At 48.8% G+C, this 242-nt stretch carries 1 rRNA gene; it reads right to left on the reverse strand.

Annotated elements, in window-relative coordinates:
- Positions 1-242 (reverse strand): 23S ribosomal RNA (locus ACTHS4_RS12425); the annotation flags it as partial.

Here is a 242-nt window from a genome sequence, read left to right on the forward strand (position 1 = left end):
CCCTACGCCTCCCCTATTCGGTTAAGCTCGCTACTGAATGTAATTCGTTGACCCATTATACAAAAGGTACGCAGTCACACCACAAGGGTGCTCCCACTGTTTGTATGCATCAGGTTTCAGTTTCTATTTCACTCCCCTCCCGGGGTTCTTTTCGCCTTTCCCTCACGGTACTGGTTCACTATCGGTCGAAGATGAGTATTTAGCCTTGGAGGATGGTCCCCCCATATTCAGACAGGATTTCA

The organism is Neisseria sp. P0014.S009, from assembly GCF_051958155.1.
GTDB classification, from domain to species: Bacteria; Pseudomonadota; Gammaproteobacteria; order Burkholderiales; family Neisseriaceae; genus Neisseria; species Neisseria flavescens_C.